This window comes from Chitinophaga sp. 10T418 (assembly GCF_056394125.1).
Map to the genome: position 1 here is coordinate 1 of NZ_JBFTHG010000007.1, position 16,691 is coordinate 16,691.

Sequence of the window (16,691 nt, forward strand, 5' to 3'; positions counted from 1 at the left end):
TTGATGAAAGTGATAATGCCTTTAGAAAGAAATATTATGATGAAGCGCTAACTGCTAAAAGCCAATGCCTAACAGCTGTAATTTAGCTTCCCATTTGTTGATGAAAGTGATAATGCCTTTAGAAAGAAATATTACGCCGAAGCACTAACAGCTAAAAGCCAATGCCTAAAAGCTATAATTTAGCTTCCCATTTGTTGATGAAAGTGATAATGCCTTTAGAAAGAAATATTACACCGAAGCACTAACAGCTAAAAGCCAATACCTAACAGCTATAATTTAGCTTGCCGTTTGTTGATGAAAGTAATAATGCCTTTAGAAAGAAATATTATGATGAAGCGCTAACTGCTAAAAGCCAATGCCTAACAGCTATAATTTAGCTTCCCATTTGTTGGGATAGTGTTATTAGAAAGAAATATTACCCAGAAAGGTCTAACAGCTAAAAGCTAATGGCTAAAAGCTCTCTAAAAAACAGGTCCCCGCAAGAAATTGCAGGGACTTACCATTTAACCTATATTCTGTACTGTAGCATTGTGTTGATGATCTCCCGAAAGTCTCCATTATCATTTTTCCGGTATCCTATCTTTTATCAGGAGATGATTATGTATTTAAGACCACGTACGTTGATTAAAGTTTAATGGTTTAAAAAAAATTTCTGAAAATAATTTCGGGAAACCGAAATTCGTACCCAGAATTACCGCTTTCATGAACCGTATTGACCGTCTAACAGCCATTCTCATACAATTACAGGGCAAAAAAATTGTGAAGGCCGCTGAAATTGCCGACCGCTTTAACATTAGCTTAAGGACGGTGTACCGGGATGTAAAGGCCCTGCAGGAAGCTGGTGTGCCTATTGGGGCAGAAGCCGGTACCGGTTATTATATCGTAGAAGGCTATCACCTGCCTCCGGTCATGTTCTCCAAAGAGGAAGCCGCTGCCCTTCTTACCGGGGAAAAACTGATGGAGCAGTTCAGCGATCACAGCAACAGGAAGCAGTTTAGCCTGGCTATGGAAAAGATCCGTTCCGTACTCAGGGGCACCGAAAAGGACTACCTGGAGTCGCTGGATGAAAATATAGCCGTATTACGGTATCGGCCACCAAATCTGGAAGCCGAGCAGTTCCCTAACCGGTTTCTGTCTGATATACAACAGGCATTGGGTATGAACCAGGTCATCAGCATGGAATATTTCTCCATACAGGAGGAGGTGGCTACCAAAAGAGAAATAGAACCGGTAGGCATTTTCCATATGAGCGCCAACTGGCACCTGATTGCCTTTTGCAGGCTCAGACAAGGGTATCGTGATTTCAGGATAGACCGGATACGTAAACTAAGTGTATTACCGTCCCACTACCATAAAAACAAACACCTGTCCTTACAGGACTACCTGGAGCAACAAAGGCAAAGGAATAAAGGAGATACCTACCTCATCAAGATAGCTATTGACAACGATGTAATGCGATACCTCCGGGATCAGAAATACTATTATGGCCTGATGGATGAAAAGGTGGTCGGGGATAAAACTGAGCTTACTTTTCTACAATCTCACCTGGGACACTTTGCCAGATGGATGATTATGCTGGGCAACCACGCGGATATCATTCAGCCACAGGAACTCAAGGACGCTGTCGGGGAGCTGGTTACAGAGCTCCATGCACATTATTTTTAATTTTTTGAAATGCTGCTGACATAAGGTTGTCACTTCATGGCCTTTGCTTTGTATTGTTATCAAAAACAATACGACATGAAAACACTAAGCAATTGCTATGTATACCTTTTCGATGGCTATTCAGACTGGGAGCCGGCGCTGCCCATGTATGGCATAAGCAGCTTTACAGATGTTAACATCGTCACTTTTTCCCTCAATGGTAAACCGGTGACTTCTGGTGGTAAACTCCTGGTACAACCACAGGCCAGCCTGGAGCAGGCATTGGCTGCGGATATTGACCTCCTGATACTCCCCGGTGGCGCTCCTATGGAGCAAGGTGCTAATACAGAGGTACTTCCACTTGTTCAGCAATTGCTGGAAAAACAAAAAACGATAGCCGCCATCTGCGGAGCCACCGTATTACTGGCCCAGCACGGCCTCCTGGATAATATCCCACACACCAGCAACCATGCTGAAGTACTCAAGCAACTGGCACCCGCTTATAAAGGCGCGGACTTTTATGAAAACAGTCCGGCTGTAACGGCTCCACATATCATTACCGCTGCCGGCACTGCTATGGTACCATTTACCAAAGCCATCTTTCAACATTTTGATTTACTGCAAAACGAAAAACTGAAGTTCTGGTTCGGCTTCTTTGATGCCAGTAGTACTGATACCGAGATGGGCGCTACTCAGCCGTTTCATTTCTTCTATCGCCGCTACGAGATTAACTATGCCGGTATGCTGGAGCTGGTGCGTACTGCCATCAAAGTGGTATATCAGCAAGCGGTGGAAGCCGGGCTGGAAATATGCGGCAGTCCGCAATGGCATTATCATGGCTTCGATGGACAACCAGATACCGTGTTCACCCTGGATATTGGTCTGCCGGTAACTGAAGTAAAAACAGTTGCTGCCCCATGGCAATGTGAAACACTGCCACCTTTCAAATGTGTAAGTATGCAACACCATGGCTCCTGGGAACTGTTGGCCAACACTTATGGTAAACTATTTACCGGCATGGAAATGCTGGGCTTACAGATGAATGGTTATACCCGGGAACAGTACCTGCAATACAACTTTGAACATCCGGAGCAAAATATCACCAACGTGCAGATTGGAATAATATAGTCTGGTAATGAGTGCAGGAACGGGCACCTGCACTCATTATTTGCCACTAACAAAGTGAATTCAACCTTTCACAAATGAAAACTTATATCAACCTGGGATGGTTGCTCCTGATCACATTTGTTTTTGATATACAGCTAACACTAACAAACATGAATAAACTGGATTTAACAAAAGCATTCAAACGCTATTATACTGCCGCGAATGCACCCGAACTGGTTACCATAGAAAAAGGACTTTTTGTTACTATAATGGGCAAGGGAGATCCCAACAGTGCCGTATTTGGAGAAGTTACCGCAGCTTTGTATGCGGTAGCTTACGGCATCAAATTCAACAGCAAGCAAAAAGGATTGGATTTTACCGTCAGCAAACTGGAAGGCTTCTGGTGGGTAGATGACCATACTGCAGACCCATTGCAGGTACCCCGGGATCAATGGAATTATGAACTGGCGATCCGGCTGCCGGACGAAATCACCCGCCAACAATTTTCTGAATCAGTATTGGCAGCGGAGAAGAAAAAGAAGTCGACTTATATCCGTCAGGTAGATTTTAAACACATGGAAGAAGGCCTGTGTGTGCAGATGATGCATATAGGGCCTTTTAGTGAAGAGCCGGTATCACTGAAAAAAATGGACGACTTTATGCATCAGCAGGGTTTGCAGATGAATGGGCGGCATCATGAAGTTTACTTGTCTGATTTCAGAAAAACGGCACCTGAAAAGCTAAAAACAATATTAAGGCACCCGGTGAAGAAGTAGAGGTATAATAAGGTCATTTCCAGGGAAGCCTTATATCAAATTCATTAATATGACCACTCAAAATATCTTATAGCCGGAAGCGAATAGCTAACGGCTTTTTTTAGTCCCCCAGCCCCAGTTGTATAATTGCCTGTTGAGCCGCAATCTGGCTGGCGTCTTTTTTATTGAAGGCTTTGCCACTACAGATCAGTTCTCCGTCTACAACAGCACCTACAGTAAAGATGCGCCGGCCATTATCCATTTGTTCTTCGAGTAATTCGAATTCCAACGTTTTGCCGTTTTTATTGGCCCAACCGTATAGTTTGTTTTTGTGGTTCATTTCCACGGTTTCCAGCAGTTCCATATCGATATAAGGCATAATAATGCGTTTATGAACAAACTGTTGGGTTTTATTGTAACCGCGGTCCAGGTAAACGGCGCCAACGAGGGCTTCCAGGGTGTTACCGAATATCTGGCTGATTTTGAGAAAGCTGTTGTATTTATCGTAGATAGTAAGCTTCCGCAAACCCATCTTGATAGCGATATCATTTAACTGTTGCCGGTTAACGATCTTGGAGCGCATCTCAGTTAAATATCCTTCTGTTTTATAGGGATACTTTTTAAAGAGATAATCTCCCACAATGGCGCCGAGAATGGCGTCACCGAGGTATTCCAGCCTTTCGTTGCTTTCCAGGAATTTTTCTTTACTGGAACGATGGCTCAGGGCCACTTCATAAAGGGCAAAGTTACCTGGTGGAAATCCCAGCAGGTTGTGCAGCTCTTTATATAAGTGCCGTTTTTTGGAAACAAGTCGATATAAAAAACCTGGCAGTAAATTCACACAATCAAGATCAAGGAACGAATTTTTTGAAAATAACGGAGGCATTATGTCCTCCAAAACCAAAGGTATTGGATAATGCAGCGCTTACTTCTCTCTTTTGTGCAATATTAAAAGTAAAATTCAGTTTCGGGTCTAACTGCGGGTCGTCAGTAAAATGGTTGATCGTAGGAGGAACTATGCCATCGAGGATAGACATAATTACGGCTATAGATTCAACGGCACCGGCTGCCCCGAGTAAGTGACCTGTCATGGATTTGGTAGAGCTGATGTTCATTTTGTAAGCATGCTCTCCAAAAACTCCCTGAATGGCTTTTACTTCGGCAATATCTCCCAACGGAGTGGAAGTACCGTGAACGTTGATATAATCGATTTCGCTGGCCTGCATTCCGGCATCTGCCAAAGCATTCCGCATTACATTTAAAGCGCCTAATCCTTCCGGATGTGGAGCAGTAATGTGATACGCATCTGCGGTAGCGCCACCACCGGCTAGCTCTGCATATATCCTGGCACCTCTTTCCTGGGCATGTTCTAATGACTCCAGTACAAGGGCACCAGCTCCTTCTCCCATCACAAAACCATCACGGTCAAGGTCAAAGGGTCGGGAAGCAGTTTTAGGATCATCATTCCTTTCCGACAAGGCCTTCATGGCGTTAAACCCGCCAACACAAGGCTCATTGATTACATTTTCTGATCCACCGGTAATCACCATATCGGTTTTACCATAGCGGATACTGTACATCGCCTCTATAATTGCATTGGTTGCAGATGCACAGGCGGATACCACAGAAAAATTAGGCCCCCTGAAACCATGGCGGATAGAAATATACCCAGCCGCGATATCAAGAATAAGCCTCGGAATTAGAAAAGGGCTGAAACGGGGCGTACCATCCCCGGTATGGAACTCTCTCAGTTCGTGACTGAAATTGATCATACCTCCAACACCAGTGCCCCATATCACTCCAACACGATCAGCATTGATCTTGTCTTTATTGATATTGGCGTCTAGTATCGCCTGATCTGCGGCAATTACAGCCGTTTGTGTAAAGGGGTCCATCTTACGGGCCTCCTTTTTGTCCAGGTAGTTAGCAGGATCAAAATTTTTCAGTTCACAAGCAAAACGAGTTTTAAACTTGGAAGCATCAAATTGCTTGATAAAATCCGCGCCGGATACACCGTTCGTCAATCCGTGCCAAAAATCAGCTACGGAATTGCCGAGCGGTGTAAGAGCGCCTAAACCTGTAACGACAACTCGTCTTGGTTGCATTAAAACAATTCTGATTAGTAGGATTATTTTACATGTTCTTCCAGGTAAGCAACTGCCTGGCCAACAGTAGTAATAGTTTCAGCTTGTTCGTCAGGAATGGAGATGTTGAATTCTTTTTCGAATTCCATAATCAGTTCTACCGTATCCAAAGAGTCAGCGCCTAAGTCATTGGTGAAGCTGGCTTCAGGAGTTACCTCGGCTTCGTCAACGCCCAATTTGTCAATGATGATCTTTTTAACTCTTGATGCAATGTCTGACATAATTTTAAGTGTTTTTGGTTTAAAACTTGACTGCAAAAATATAATTTTTATTGAATTGCCAACAGATAGCCCGAATTTTAAAGGCGCCCCAATAGGACCAATCCCACCAAACCCAGTACAGTAAACATATTCATTGCTTTGTTAATAAAAGAATTTATATATTTTTGATCCTGGCAGGTTTACAGATTTGCATATTTTACCACAAAAGTCGCCTTTTTCGGGACAAATACGCCAATCTCTCAAATCCAAAATATATAAATCTGAAAATATATCCATTCAACCGGCTATATCGCCACTTATCTAAAGCATTAACGCTATTTAACAGTCGCCCGGAGCTTTCAGCCCCCTCAATGCTTAAATTTGTCCGGCTTATGAGATAAGTAGCTATACTTTACCCTGTATCCTGCTTCCAGGTACTGTATCCGCTACCCTTTTTTTTGCTAAATACTAACAGCCAGGGACTAACAGCTATAAAAACACATATAAAAAAGATATGGCCATCTCCAAAAAGACCGTTCGCTCAATAGTAATATTGGCCGCTGCCGGTATCGTCATCTTCCTCGTTTATAAGAAAATAGCCGGCAACAAGTCTGCCGGAGAACCCGGTGCTGCCGCTGCTGCCAAAGGAGGCGGTGCCAAAACCCTCCTGACAGATGCCTGGGTAGTGAAAACATCCCGGCTCGATCAATCTATTGAAGCAAGCGGCACCTTGCAAAGCAATGAAGAAGTAGAAGTGAAACCAGAAATCAATGGCCGTATCATACACCTTTACTTTAAAGAAGGCACCTCCGTTAAAAAAGGAGATCTCCTCGTAAAACTCTACGATGAAGACCTCAAAGCCCAGCTTCAAAAACTCAAATTACAGCAGCAATTGTCCAAAACAACCCTGGAACGCCAGGAAAACCTGCTTAAAATAAATGGAATCAGCCAACAGGATGTAGATGTAACCCGTAACCAGGTAAGCGCATACGGAGCAGATATGGATTATACCCAAACCCAGTTACAGAAAACAGAACTGCGGGCTCCCTTCAGTGGAAAACTCGGTTTGCGTAACGTCAGTGAAGGCGCCATCATTTCTTCCGCCACCATTATTACTACCCTCCAACAAATAGATCCCCTGAAAATGGACTTCTCCGTTGCAGAAAAATACCGCAACGCCATCAAAAACGGAGACCAGGTAAATTTTTATGTGGCCGGAGATAATAAAGAATATAAAGGCAGCATTTATGCCATTGACCCGAAAATAGACCTGACCACCCGTACGGTAAAACTCCGTGCCATCGTTCCTAATAACAATGGTATACTGTTCCCGGGATCCTTCGCTAAAGTAAAAATTGTATTAAAAGATATGCCGGAAGCCATGATGATCCCCTCACAGGCGGTTATCCCAGGCACCCGCGATAAGAAAGTGATCATTGCAGATAGCGGAAAAGCTAAGTTTGTAGTAGTAGAAACCGGCCTGCGTACAGAAAGCAGCGTACAAATCACCACCGGACTACAACCCGGCGATACCGTTATTACTACAGGTATCCTCCAGCTGAAGCCTGGCATGCCGCTGAAGTATAATAAGATACAATAACAATTTTCTCCTCTGACGATGGGCACCGGCAGTCCTTTATCTTCCGGAAAATTAACCCGCCAAAGGAGAGAATCCGAAAATATTTACCATGAGTTTACCTTCGTTATCACTCAAACGCCCCGTATTTGCTATTGTGATGAATATCATTATCGTGATATTCGGCCTGGTGGGCTTTACTTTTCTGGGGGTAAGAGATTTCCCGGCCATTGACCCACCCATCGTGAATGTACGCACCTCGTATGCCGGTGCCAACTCCGATATCATCGAAACACAAATCACCGAACCACTGGAAAAACAGATCAATGGTATTGCGGGGATTAAAAATATATCCTCCAGCAGCAGCCAGGGTAGCAGCAACATCACCGTAGAATTTGAACTGGGACAAGACCTGGAAGGTGCTACCAACGATGTGCGCGATAAAGTTTCACAGGCATTGCGCAGCTTACCACCCGATATTGATGCACCGCCGGTCGTTTCCAAACAGGACGCCAACTCCGATGCTATCATCTCCATGACGGTACAAAGCAATACCCGCAACCAGCTGGAAGTAACCGAATACGGCACCAACGTGCTCCTCGAGAAACTGCAAACCATTCCCGGCGTAAGCGCCATACAGATATGGGGAGAAAAAAGATATGCCATGCGTATCTGGATGGATCCCGCAAAACTATCTTCCTATAGTCTTACCCCCGGCGATGTACAGGCTGCACTGGTACGTGAAAACGTGGAACTCCCTTCAGGAAAAATAGCCGGTAATGCTACCGACTTCACCGTGCGGACCTTCGGAAGACTAGTCTCTGAAGATGATTTCAATGGCCTCATTATAAAAAATATCAACGGCAGCGAAATACGGATCCGCGACATCGGTCAGGCTGTGCTTGGACCTGAAAATGAAGAAACCATGCTGAAAGAGTCTGGTAACCCCATGATTGCACTGGCCTTGATTCCCCAACCTGGTTCCAACTATGTAGCTATTGCGGACGAATTCTACAAACGATTCAATCAGCTGAAAAAAGATATTCCGGAAGATTACTCCGTGAATATTGCCATGGATAATACCAAATTCATCAAACAATCTATTGATGAAGTAGAAGAAACCCTCATTGTGGCATTGGTACTGGTAATCATTATCGTATACCTTTTCTTCCGTGACTGGCTGATGGCACTACGCCCATTAATAGATATCCCCGTATCCCTGATAGGCGCATTCTTTATCATGTATGCCTGTGGCTTTACCATTAACATCCTCACCCTGCTCGCCATTGTACTGGCCACCGGGCTCGTAGTGGATGATGGTATTGTGGTAACGGAAAATATTTATAAGAAGATAGAAGCCGGCATACCACGAATGCGGGCTGCCCGGGAAGGGTCAGAAGAAATATTCTTCGCGGTAATAGCTACCTCTATTACCCTGGCCTTTGTGTTCTTACCGATCATCTTCTTACAAGGCTTCGTAGGGCAATTGTTCAGGGAGTTTGGTATAGTAGTGGCCGGTGCGGTAATCATCTCTGCTTTTGTATCCCTCACGTTAACGCCGGTATTAAACGTTAAACTGGGACGTAAAACACATACCCACTCCTGGTTCTATACTAAAACGGAACCTTTCTTCCGCTGGATGGAAGATGGCTATAAAAGTTCACTGGAATCGTTTATGCGTTTCCGTTGGGTAGCCGGATTAATCATTACAGGATGCCTGGTGATGATCTATTTCCTGTTTAAAACATTACAATCCGAACTGGCGCCGCTGGAAGATAGAAGCACCTTCCGGTTATCTATTACTACACCGGAAGGAACAGCCTATGACTACATGGATAAATATGTGGATAAGCTGACCAAATTCATGATCGACTCCATCCCGGAAAAGAAAATTGTGCTCAGCGTTACATCTCCAGGCTTCAGCGGTTCCGGAGCTGTGAATACCGCCTTTGCAAACGTCATGCTCACCGAACCACATGACCGTAAGCGCTCGCAGAAAGATATTGTGAACATGGTAAACCGTAACATGAACCGGTTCCCGGAAGGAAAAGTATTTGCCATTGAGTCACAAACCATCCAGGTAGGACGGCGTAGTGGTTTGCCGGTTTCATTTGTACTGGAACATATCAACTTTGATACGTTAACCGCTGTACTGCCAAAGTTCATGGAAGAAGTGGGCAACAGCACTGTTTTCCAGGGCACCGATGTAGATCTTAAATTCAACAAACCGGAACTGCGCATTCACATTAACCGCGATAAAGCCACCCAGCTGGGCGTTTCAGTACAGGATATTTCACAAACATTACAGCTGGCATTGAGTAACCTTCGCTATGGCTACTTTATCAGGAATGGTAAACAATACCAGGTAATGGGACAGGTATTCCGGGCTGACCGTGATGATCCGATGGATCTGCAGAACCTGTATGTACGCAACTCCCGCGGCGAAGCAATACAGCTGGATAACGTGGTAAGTATTGAAGAAGAAACCAGTCCTCCGATTATTTATCATTTCAACCGTTACAAATCGGCTACCGTTTCTGCTGGTCTTGCACCAGGCAAAACCATTGGTGATGGTATTAAAGAGATGTACCGGATTTATGATAAACTACAAAAAGAGCAGGTGCTCGATGATTCCTTTAACACCGCGCTATCGGGATCTTCACGTGACTATGCAGAAAGTGGTTCCAATACGATGTTTGCATTAGGGCTGGCACTGGTACTCATTTACCTGGTACTGGCAGCGCAGTTTGAAAGCTGGATAGATCCGCTGATCATTATGCTCACCGTACCACTGGCATTTGCCGGAGCACTATTATCATTATGGCTGTTTAATCAAACCTGGAATATATTCTCTCAGATCGGTGTAATTATGTTGATAGGACTGGTAACCAAAAATGGTATCCTGATCGTGGAATTTGCCAACCATCAGCGTGATAGTGGTATGCAAAAAGCAGACGCGGTAATTAATGCCTCTTCTATGCGTCTCCGTCCTATCCTGATGACGAGTCTGGCCATGGCACTGGGAGCGTTGCCGATTGCTATGTCGCTGGGAGCCGCTGCTACCAGCCGTATTCCGCTGGGTATTGTTATTGTGGGCGGTATTGTGTTCTCACTGGTATTAACACTATATGTAATTCCCGCAATGTATACCTTCCTTTCCCGCAGAGGTAATCTATCTCATCATGATGAGGAAGAACTGGAAGATGATGCAAAAGCGCCGGTAACATCTGCTCATGCCTGAGTACTACTGAATTGAATGATTAAGCTTAAGTATTTATGATGAAATATATAAAGATGCGTTGTTTATTATTACTGATGTCACTGGCAGGTACCGGCGCATTACATGCGCAGCAGAAGGTACTTACACTGGAACAGGCAATAGATGTAGCGCTGAAAAATAACTACGACATCCGTTTGGCAAGAAATACGGCAGAACTTTCTGCTAATGACTACGCCTATGCGAATTTTGCTTTTATTCCCCGTCTGAATGCTACAGCAGGCACCACCTGGAATAATACAGCCACCAAACAGGAGTTCGTAAATGGTACTACCCGCGATACAAGCGGCATCAAAGGCAATAACATCAACGGCAATGTAAACCTTAGCTGGACACTGTTTGACGGTCTCAAAATGTTTGCAACACGTAATAAGCTGGAATCTATCCGTAATCTCGGAGAGCTGGCCATGAAAGACCAGCTACAAAATTCCATTGCCACCATCATTGGTGGTTATTATAACATTGTACAACAAAAGCAACAGCTGAAAGCATTATCTGAACAGATGTCTATTTCTGAAGAACGGGTGAAATTATCAGATGCCAAATTCAGTACAGGGCTGGCCCCCAAAACAGATCTGCTGCAATCCAAAGTAGATCTTAATGCGCAAAAGGCTTTGTACATCCGCCAGCAAACGCTGATAGAGCAAAGCAAAGGATTGCTGAATCAGCTGATGGCAGTGCCTGCAGGCGCTATTGGCTATGACGTAGTGGACTCTATTCCCCTGAATGCCGGTATTTCCTTTGCTGTGCTGCAACAGAATATTGCAAATAATAATACCGCCATTAAAGTGCAGCAGCAGAATGTAAATGTATCTGCACTCACTATTAAAGAACGTCGCGCCGATTATTTCCCGGTAATATCCTTTAATTCTGCTTACAACTATACCCGTAATACATCCAATGCGGCTTCTAATGCCTTCAGTCCGCGCTTTAGCCGCAACGGTGTTGTTAATTACGGCTTAACCGCTGCCATACCTATCTTTAACGGCTTCAATGTAAAAAGGCAGGTACAGAATGCCAGGATAGACTTTGATTTTCAAAATATCACTTTAGATAACGTAAAATCACAGGTCGATCTATCTCTGAATAATGCTTTCAAGGATTACGAATACTATAAGAAACAGGCATCACTGGAAGAAGAGACCAATGACCTGGCAAGAGAAAATGCGATGGTGGCCCTGGAACGATTTAAACAGGGAGTATCCACTATACTCGAAGTAAAAATAGCGCAACAGAGTCTGGAAGATTCCTATTACAGGCTTATTCAGGCACGATATAATACCAAATTGGCCGAAACCGAATTAGGGCGACTGAATGGCGCATTGCTCCAATAAGCAATCCTTATTGACCTTTAAACAAAGAAGGGAATCATGCAGTAGCACGATTCCCTTCTTTGTTTTACCCAACAGACGCGGTAATAATGGATCAGGTTGAAAACGGGGAAATATCTTTTTCAATATTCACTGGCATTTGTCATTCTCAAATCCCATGGACCTATCGTTGAATATTAAGCAATACTCAATACACTCCCTTTAGCTAATCTTCCATCTATCCCGCAAACAGGTTCCCCGGATTATGTTATATTTATAGTAATCAAAATAATCTCCCATGGCAAAACAAATGTCTGTCATTTCCTTTACGGGAAAACTCGGCAATCTCATTGGGTATAAGCGCAATGGCAACTACTTCCTGCGCTCCATGCCTGAAAGCGTGCAGCAAACGGCTGCTACCCGCCGCGCATCCAGGCGCTTTGGCATCGCCAGCAGGAAGGGCGCTTTTATCCGTCATGCGCTCTACCCCCACCTGGATATCCATTGTGACGGCGCCCACATCAATCGGCTCAACAAACTACTCATTGCTGCCGGCGATCATCACGCCGCCCTAACAGGTTTCCGCTTCAATCAGCATACCGGAGTAGATCGTTTCTTTACAATGGCTCCCCGGCTTCTCCCTAACGGGATATTAAATATTCCCGCACAAACCATCGCCAGGGATAAAGGTATTGCTGCCCTGGAACTAAAAGTGATCGCAACGCGTATTGATTTTACATCACGCCAGGTGACGGGTAGTGAAACGGTTACACTAACGATAGCCCCCGATACCACTTTCCAGGAAACAAATGTTTCACTCGATGTACCCGGGCAGGGTTCACTGGTAGTGGTTTTCCAGGTAAGAGCCCTATACAAAGATGGTCCATCGGGCAACAGACAGTATATGGCCGCTGATATTATTGCAGTGGCAGCCCCGCAGGTACCCAAACATGCAAATAAACGTATCTACCCCAAGCGGACGAAATTACTTCCCAAACTTACCTATACACACGCATATCCAGCTGTCATTCAACTGGAATAAAGCTATTTTGCCCCCGGAGATATTTTGATAAACAAACCCCTCATACCTGCTTCCTTTTAATAATATATCTTTTTCCGCAGCTACCCCTGGTTGGGAAGCAGCCCTGCTATGGCCAGTGCTGAGCTCCATCCGTCTTCTGATGCAATTTCATCCCGGTTATACACCCGGACCTCATCCCCGCATCAAGTCCACCTCTGCTGCGTTGCTTCTATAGGTACATAGCGGGTGCCAGGCATAGCATCGACGGTATCAATGCAATGGAAATACATGTTGCAGGTAATGTTGGCTTTAATGATGGGGTTCTTAATCCACTATAAAATTTACACTATCCCCAGGTTTTCAACCTGATCCGCAATAATGTGCGGCCATGGACAGAAGCATGTACTACTACCGAACACATAAAATAATATATCATGTACTAATTGATGTTTATCAAATACAATCTCTCCGGCATGGTTTTGTAAATGCTATCTGCATAAACATTATCTATTATGTTACGTCGCCTTTCCATTACCGTTACTTTTCTTTCATTCCTGGCCTCCATGGCTACCGCACAGGAGCTGCGCGTGGTAAACCGTGGGATGAGCAGGGACTCCACCACTATTCATTTAAATGAAGCCCCCGGTGTAGGCATTGCGTGGATTAACAATAAGGATTTCGCCAATGGCACAATAGAATTTGATGCAAAAGGAAAGAATAAATTGCAGCAAAGCTTTGTCGGCATTGCTTTTCACGGCATGAATGATTCCACGTATGACGCTGTATATTTCAGGCCTTTTAATTTCCAGGTACCGGAAGCTGGCAGGAGAGGGCATTCTGTACAGTACATCTCACTACCGTTGCACGACTGGCCAGCACTCAGGCAGGATTATCCGGGTAAATACGAAAGTGAAATAGATGTTACCGCTGATCCCAATAAATGGTTTCATGTAAAAATTATCGTATCTTCTCCAGAGGTATCCGTATATGTGAACGGGCAGAGATGTTTAACAGTATCCCAGCTCAGCACACAAAAAAATGGAATGATTGGATATTGGGTAGGAAATGGTTCTGCCGGAGATTGGAAAAATTTGACGATAAAATAAGTTTGTTGATTGATATAGTTAGAAGTTGGGCTTTAGGAACATGTGTTCTTAAAGCCTTTTTTTGTGGCTATATTTTGTTGTTGGAGAGATGGAGAACAACAGCAGAACTATACCAAAGTTCTGGCTTCAGTTTAACTCAACCTATGCAACATGCATTTATCAGCGGATGGAATACTTATTGCACTGACATATTTGCCTCATTAAATGAACCCTTCGCCAGAAAAAAGACGTAATCATCTTTTTAAAAGATGACCGAAATTATATTTTCTTAAACAAAGAAAATAGATTCTCATGCTCCATTCATCACACACCAGATAGCATACAACATAAAGTGGCAAACAACTTCACAGCATTATAATTATTTTATTTTTTTACCAAAATGAATATTAAATTATTTTTTAGGTAGGATTCTTAATTATTTTTTCATCAATTAAAATTAATTACATAATTTCGATTTATTGTTTCGTACCCAAAGAAAATTGCCTCTCCCAAACATATCCTCAATCATTTTTAATTCATTTTAATTATGACCTTATATACAACAACAACTGTATCTATAGGAGAGCATCAATTCGGACAATTCCAGTTTCTTCACCTCAAACAATCCATGAAAGGGCATCATGAATTTGAACTGGGTATTGGATACGACTGGCTATCCCGTCATGGCCCCAATCCGCTGATCGCCGGCAAATCATTCCTGGGAAAGGAAATCAACATTTGCATCCAGGCAATTGAGCCTACGCTAAATTTCAAACCTTTATTATTTAATGGCATCATTACCAGTGTGAGTTCCGGTAAAGAAAAGAATGGAACTACCGGCAGTTGTACCCTTCGGGGAAACAGCCCTACCATACTTCTTTCCGGCAACCCACACATGCAGTCATACGAGCAGCTGGCCTTATCATCCATTGTTAACACCGTTTTTAAGAATTGTTACCCACTCACTGTTAATCCGCAGGTGAATCCTGCACTTACCCATCCGCTGAAATATATTGTACAGTATAAAGAAACAGGATTTGAATTCCTGCAACGGCTCTCGCAACGCTATGGAGAACACTTTTTCTATAATGGGCAGCAAATTATATTCGGACAATATATACCGCAGAAAACCAGTCTGACACACCAGGCAGACCTGGTTGATTTCCAACTGGAATGCAAAATCTTACCAGGAAATCAATTACTGCATACCTATGAATACAGGCTACAACAGGTCATTGAAGAGGAAACGGGCAGCCAGGTTTTCTCCACCCATAATAACTATTCCCAACAGGTACATTCATTAAGTAATAAATTTTACCATCATGCAGCCAGTTACAAAGTCCCCTATGCATTCAGCAGTAATGCGAGGGCAGAATTATCCACCCTGGCACGGCAATACCAAAAGGCAGGCATCTCTAAAATGGTATTCATAAAAGGATCCAGTAGAAATACAGGTCTGCAGCCGGGCAATATCATCAGTATACAGGAAAGATTGCTTTCCCGGGAAGATCATGGCGAATTTATACTGACAAAGCTGGAACATCATTGCGATGGAAATGGCGACTACTATAATACATTCGAAGGTATCCCTTCAGATGTAGCAACTCCTCAGATGCACTTGAACAATACCCCACAATGTGAAGCACAAAGTGCAGTAGTAACAGATAACCACGACCCGAAAGGACTGGGACGCATCCGGGTAAAATTCAACTGGCAAAACGGCGCTACTCCCTGGATCAGGCTACATCAGCCACATGGCGGCGCCAATAAAGGATTTTACTTTATTCCCGAAATCAATGAAGAAGTATGGGTAGATTTTGAAGGTGGCAATCCCGAAGCTCCATTTGCCACCGGCTGCACCAGTAATGGCAACGCCAGAACAAACTACGGAGATGAAATGAATAATATAAAAGTAATTAAAACACGTAGCGGCCATACCATCCGTATGGATGACACCAACGAACAGGAGAACATCATCATTTCTGACAAAGGAGGCAACACCCTTATCATGGATACGCATGGTCAGAATATTTCTCTCTCTGCTCCGGAAAGTATTAAAATAACTGCAAAAAATATCAGTATACATGCTACCGAAAATATTGATATGCACGCAGGCTTTCACATGAACCACACCGCGGGCATGAACATTCTCCATAGCGCAGGGGATTGCTTAAGTCAATACACAGTGAATGATTATCGGTTAACCGCTACCAACATCACCAAAACAGCTCTGGAAAACATACACCTGCAGGCAAAAGAGATTGAGAAAAATGCTGAGGAAATAAATATTGAGAGCTCAAAAGAAAATATGCAGATCAGTGCGGGAAAAACGGTGCATATTAAAAGCGGAGAGAAATCAAAAATATTCTAAACCCTGTCACCATGCGTAACAACCACGCAGGAAATCTGCTTATCATCTGCAAAAAATATACAGAAAACGGCAAGAATATTCAATGGAATAGCTCCGGCGATATGGCTATTCATTCCGGCAAATCCATTATCATTAATGGCAAACAACATGGACTAAAATTCCTGCGGGACACCTCCGTCTCTGCTATGGAAAAAAAATAAT

General features: G+C 43.7%; 13 protein-coding genes. 10 read left to right on the forward strand and 3 right to left on the reverse strand.

From position 1 onward, the window contains the following. The first annotated feature begins 702 nt into the window (after positions 1–702). The 3 genes from AC1DCV_RS20880 (at position 703) to AC1DCV_RS20890 (ending at position 3,527) form a co-directional block, all read left to right on the forward strand. Entirely contained in the window at positions 703–1,665 is a 963-nt protein-coding gene (locus AC1DCV_RS20880) for a helix-turn-helix transcriptional regulator (protein ID WP_477024991.1), read from the forward strand. A 75-nt stretch (positions 1,666–1,740) separates the two neighbouring features. Then, complete coding sequence (locus tag AC1DCV_RS20885; protein ID WP_477024992.1) at positions 1,741–2,772, forward strand: DJ-1/PfpI family protein; 1,032 nt, start codon at positions 1,741–1,743, stop codon at positions 2,770–2,772. 74 nt (positions 2,773–2,846) lie between these two features. Further along, positions 2,847–3,527, forward strand: a complete 681-nt coding sequence (locus tag AC1DCV_RS20890; protein ID WP_477024993.1) for a GyrI-like domain-containing protein — start codon at positions 2,847–2,849, stop codon at positions 3,525–3,527. Positions 3,528–3,627: 100 nt separating this feature from the next. Here the strand turns inward: AC1DCV_RS20890 and rnc are convergent, their stop codons facing one another. Genes rnc through AC1DCV_RS20905 form a run of 3 tightly spaced genes read right to left on the reverse strand, consistent with a single transcriptional unit; the run spans position 3,628 to position 5,871 of the window. After that, positions 3,628–4,347 (reverse strand): ribonuclease III, encoded by a 720-nt coding sequence (gene rnc / locus AC1DCV_RS20895; RefSeq protein WP_331964734.1) that lies wholly within the window; start codon positions 4,345–4,347, stop codon positions 3,628–3,630. Positions 4,348–4,357: 10 nt separating this feature from the next. Then, entirely contained in the window at positions 4,358–5,611 is a 1,254-nt protein-coding gene (fabF, locus tag AC1DCV_RS20900) for a beta-ketoacyl-ACP synthase II (protein ID WP_441573160.1), read from the reverse strand. A gap of 23 nt (positions 5,612–5,634) precedes the next feature. Then, positions 5,635–5,871, reverse strand: coding sequence for an acyl carrier protein (locus AC1DCV_RS20905; protein ID WP_012788038.1), 237 nt, complete (start codon positions 5,869–5,871; stop codon positions 5,635–5,637). 493 nt (positions 5,872–6,364) lie between these two features. Between AC1DCV_RS20905 and AC1DCV_RS20910 the strand changes: the two genes are divergently transcribed. The 7 genes from AC1DCV_RS20910 to AC1DCV_RS20940 all read left to right on the forward strand — a co-directional run bounded on the left by AC1DCV_RS20910 (position 6,365) and on the right by AC1DCV_RS20940 (position 16,690). Further along, on the forward strand, positions 6,365–7,450 hold the full coding sequence (locus tag AC1DCV_RS20910) for an efflux RND transporter periplasmic adaptor subunit (protein WP_477024994.1): 1,086 nt from the start codon (positions 6,365–6,367) through the stop codon (positions 7,448–7,450). An 88-nt stretch (positions 7,451–7,538) separates the two neighbouring features. Continuing rightward, complete coding sequence (locus AC1DCV_RS20915; protein ID WP_477024995.1) at positions 7,539–10,667, forward strand: efflux RND transporter permease subunit; 3,129 nt, start codon at positions 7,539–7,541, stop codon at positions 10,665–10,667. A 35-nt stretch (positions 10,668–10,702) separates the two neighbouring features. After that, the gene (locus tag AC1DCV_RS20920; protein WP_477024996.1) at positions 10,703–12,037 is read left to right on the forward strand and encodes a TolC family protein; all 1,335 of its coding nucleotides are present in this window, start codon (positions 10,703–10,705) and stop codon (positions 12,035–12,037) included. A gap of 274 nt (positions 12,038–12,311) precedes the next feature. After that, on the forward strand, positions 12,312–13,055 hold the full coding sequence (locus tag AC1DCV_RS20925; protein ID WP_477024997.1) for a hypothetical protein: 744 nt from the start codon (positions 12,312–12,314) through the stop codon (positions 13,053–13,055). 491 nt (positions 13,056–13,546) lie between these two features. Next, a complete protein-coding gene (locus AC1DCV_RS20930) occupies positions 13,547–14,140 on the forward strand; it encodes a 3-keto-alpha-glucoside-1,2-lyase-like domain-containing protein (RefSeq protein ID WP_477024998.1) in 594 nt (197 codons plus the stop codon). Between the two features lie 526 nt (positions 14,141–14,666). Continuing rightward, positions 14,667–16,490 (forward strand): type VI secretion system Vgr family protein, encoded by a 1,824-nt coding sequence (locus tag AC1DCV_RS20935; RefSeq protein ID WP_477024999.1) that lies wholly within the window; start codon positions 14,667–14,669, stop codon positions 16,488–16,490. An 11-nt stretch (positions 16,491–16,501) separates the two neighbouring features. After that, complete coding sequence (locus AC1DCV_RS20940; RefSeq protein WP_477025000.1) at positions 16,502–16,690, forward strand: hypothetical protein; 189 nt, start codon at positions 16,502–16,504, stop codon at positions 16,688–16,690. Position 16,691: the final 1 nt, after the last annotated feature.

What these genes read in the sequence shown, in the direction of transcription:
- AC1DCV_RS20890 (WP_477024993.1), top strand. Translation starts at nt 2,847, where the DNA reads ATGAAAACTTATATCAACCTGGGATGGTTGCTCCTGATCACATTTGTT.
- AC1DCV_RS20915 (WP_477024995.1), top strand. Translation starts at nt 7,539, where the DNA reads ATGAGTTTACCTTCGTTATCACTCAAACGCCCCGTATTTGCTATTGTG.
- AC1DCV_RS20885 (WP_477024992.1), top strand. Translation starts at nt 1,741, where the DNA reads ATGAAAACACTAAGCAATTGCTATGTATACCTTTTCGATGGCTATTCA.
- AC1DCV_RS20905 (WP_012788038.1), bottom strand. Translation starts at nt 5,871, where the DNA reads ATGTCAGACATTGCATCAAGAGTTAAAAAGATCATCATTGACAAATTG.
- AC1DCV_RS20925 (WP_477024997.1), top strand. Translation starts at nt 12,312, where the DNA reads ATGGCAAAACAAATGTCTGTCATTTCCTTTACGGGAAAACTCGGCAAT.
- AC1DCV_RS20930 (WP_477024998.1), top strand. Translation starts at nt 13,547, where the DNA reads ATGTTACGTCGCCTTTCCATTACCGTTACTTTTCTTTCATTCCTGGCC.
- AC1DCV_RS20880 (WP_477024991.1), top strand. Translation starts at nt 703, where the DNA reads ATGAACCGTATTGACCGTCTAACAGCCATTCTCATACAATTACAGGGC.
- AC1DCV_RS20920 (WP_477024996.1), top strand. Translation starts at nt 10,703, where the DNA reads ATGATGAAATATATAAAGATGCGTTGTTTATTATTACTGATGTCACTG.
- fabF (WP_441573160.1), bottom strand. Translation starts at nt 5,611, where the DNA reads ATGCAACCAAGACGAGTTGTCGTTACAGGTTTAGGCGCTCTTACACCG.
- AC1DCV_RS20940 (WP_477025000.1), top strand. Translation starts at nt 16,502, where the DNA reads ATGCGTAACAACCACGCAGGAAATCTGCTTATCATCTGCAAAAAATAT.
- AC1DCV_RS20910 (WP_477024994.1), top strand. Translation starts at nt 6,365, where the DNA reads ATGGCCATCTCCAAAAAGACCGTTCGCTCAATAGTAATATTGGCCGCT.
- AC1DCV_RS20935 (WP_477024999.1), top strand. Translation starts at nt 14,667, where the DNA reads ATGACCTTATATACAACAACAACTGTATCTATAGGAGAGCATCAATTC.